Below are 2429 nucleotides of genomic sequence, written 5' to 3'. Positions count from 1 at the left end.
GTAAGCATCCGGCGATCTCATCTGGTTTTCTATTCTTTGGCGTAAGAGCATACGTTTCCACGATCAGGAAGCGGACACGTGCACACTATTTCCCAAGACATTTCGACCGGGCGCACACGGCGCACCTATAGCACCTCGTTTAAGTCAGAGCTTATCGAGCAATGTCGCCAGGTCGGCGTCTCATGTTCAGCCGTGGCGATTTCGCATGGTCTGAACCCCAATGTGCTGCGGCGTTGGATCAAAGATGCCGCCGATCCCAGCGACGCTGCGCCGCCTACACCCAAATCGGTTGTTGTCGACGTAAAGCCTGCCTTCGTCGCGTTGCCAATGACCGTGCCGATAGCTCAAGCGCCCGACGCGGCGCAAGCGAACGTGCGTATCGACATTCAGCGCAATGGCACAACCGTGTCAGTGCTGTGGCCGCAGCTTTGCTTGAGTGACAGCGCAGCTTGGGTTCGGGAGGTGCTGCGATGATCCGCATCGACGCCATTTGGCTTGCGACCGAACCCCTCGATATGCGTGCCGGCGCTGATACCATCCTTGCTCGCGTGGTGAAGGTATTTGGGTCCGCACGGCCACATCATGCATATCTGTTTGCCAATCAGCGCTCGACGCGCATGAAGGTCCTGGTGTACGACGGTTTTGGCGTCTGGCTTGCCGCACGACGCTTGAACAAAGGTCATTTCGTTTGGGCCAATGGTCATAGTGATATTGCTGAGACGTTAAATCTCGAGCAACTGCGCGCACTCGTGATCGGGCTGCCCTGGCAGACGTTGGCGCACGACCACGTAATCGCGGTGGTATAGCAAATGACGTAAACAGTTTTGATTCCCCCGGCGTGCAGGTGCTGGCAAACTTGATGCATGAATTCACCCACTGATCTCGATGCCCTGAACCCCGATCAACTGCGCGCGCTCGCGCGGCGGTTGATGACCCAGGTCGACGAGAAGACGCGTGAATCGCACTACCGCCAAACGCGCATTGACCAGCTCACCCATGAGCTCTCGGTCATCAAACGCCTGCAATTCGGCAGACGTAGCGAACAGTTCACCGCCGAGCAGTTAAGCTTACTGGACGAGGCCATTGATGAGGATTTGGCCGCGCTTGAGGCCGAGCTGGATGAACTGCGCTCGAACGCGCCGCAGGAGAAACCTCGCAAGCAGGCCAAACGCTTGCCGTTGCCGCCCCAGTTGCCCCGCACCGACGTCCATCACGAGCCGACGGAGTTAACCTGCCCCTGTGGCTGCCAGCGCGTGCGTATTGGCGAGGATATCAGCGAGAAGCTCGACTACGCTCCGGGCGTGTTCACTGTTGAGCGCCACATCCGTGGGAAGTGGGCATGTAAAGCGTGCGAGACGTTGATCCAGGCGCCGGTGCCACCGCATGTGATCGACAAAGGGATTCCGACGAATGGCTTGCTCGCGCAGGTGTTGGTTGCCAAATACGGCGACCACCTTCCTCTGTACCGGCAGGAACGCATCTTCGCCCGGGCTGGCCTAGCAATTCCACAATCGACGCTCGGCGGCTGGGTGGGCGTATGCGGTGTACGTTTGCGGCCCTTGGTCGACGCACTTCGCGAGGAACTGCTGCGCCACAGCGTCTTACATGCAGACGAAACGCCGGTGCGGATGTTGAGCCCCGGCAAAGGGAAGACGCATAGCGCCTATTTATGGGCCTATACGTCGACTCAGTTTGCAGAGGTGCGCGCGGTCGTGTACGAGTTCGCCGACGGCAGATCTGGCGAACATGCCCGCGCCTTCTTGGGCAACTGGCGTGGCAAGCTGGTCGTCGACGATTACAGCGGCTATAAAGCAGGATTCAAACTGGGCATCACGGAAATTGGCTGCATGGCGCACGCGCGGAGAAAATTCTTCGATCTGCATGCGAGCAAGAAGAGCCAGATCGCCGAGCAGGCATTGAAATTCTTCGTGGCGCTCTACGACGTCGAGCGCGAAGCCGCCGACTTAGACCCTGAGCAACGACGAGCGATTCGTGAGGAGCGAGGCCGGCCAATTGCACAGGCGTTGCACGTCTGGATGCTCGCACAGCGCAAACTTGTCTCCGAGGGCTCGCCGATCGCCAAAGCACTGGACTACAACCTCAAGCGTTGGCAGGCGCTCACGCGCTATCTCGACGATCCTCACGTGCCCATCGATAACAATCGAATCGAGAATCTGATTAGACCTTGGGCCATCGGACGGGCGAACTGGTTGTTCGCGGGTTCTCTACGCGCTGGTCAACGAGCCGCTGCCATCATGAGTCTGGTGCGTTCCGCACAACTCAACGGGCACGACCCGTACGCCTACCTAAAAGACGTCCTCACGCGACTGCCCACCCAGCGAGCCGACCAGATTAAGGAGTTGCTGCCGCATCACTGGGTGCCAGCTATCGCCTGATCGAAGCCGCCGATGACTTTACCGGGTGCTTAC

General features: G+C 58.9%; 3 protein-coding genes. All 3 read left to right on the top strand.

Annotated elements, in window-relative coordinates:
• Positions 1 to 78 precede the first annotated feature (78 nt).
• Genes PQQ51_RS34210 through tnpC form a run of 3 tightly spaced genes read left to right on the top strand, consistent with a single transcriptional unit; the run spans position 79 to position 2396 of the window.
• Complete coding sequence (locus PQQ51_RS34210) at positions 79 to 474, top strand: transposase (protein WP_408501607.1); 396 nt, start codon at positions 79 to 81, stop codon at positions 472 to 474.
• Positions 471 to 806 (top strand): IS66 family insertion sequence element accessory protein TnpB, encoded by a 336-nt coding sequence (gene tnpB, locus PQQ51_RS34205; RefSeq protein WP_408501606.1) that lies wholly within the window; start codon positions 471 to 473, stop codon positions 804 to 806. The genes PQQ51_RS34210 and tnpB overlap by 4 nt, the downstream gene beginning before the upstream one ends.
• A gap of 57 nt (positions 807 to 863) precedes the next feature.
• On the top strand, positions 864 to 2396 hold the full coding sequence (gene tnpC / locus PQQ51_RS34200) for an IS66 family transposase (protein ID WP_408501605.1): 1533 nt from the start codon (positions 864 to 866) through the stop codon (positions 2394 to 2396).
• The last annotated feature ends 33 nt before the right edge of the window (positions 2397 to 2429 follow it).

Origin of the sequence: Paraburkholderia xenovorans, assembly GCF_046030735.1 — a bacterium.
GTDB classification, from domain to species: domain Bacteria; phylum Pseudomonadota; class Gammaproteobacteria; order Burkholderiales; family Burkholderiaceae; genus Paraburkholderia; species Paraburkholderia xenovorans_A.
The sequence above is the reverse complement of the archived record's forward strand: the minus strand, read 5'-3'. Positions and strand labels throughout refer to the sequence as shown.

Excerpts from the sequence above, each read along its gene's own strand:
- tnpC (WP_408501605.1), top strand. The coding sequence starts at position 864 with ATGAATTCACCCACTGATCTCGATGCCCTGAACCCCGATCAACTGCGC.
- tnpB (WP_408501606.1), top strand. The coding sequence starts at position 471 with ATGATCCGCATCGACGCCATTTGGCTTGCGACCGAACCCCTCGATATG.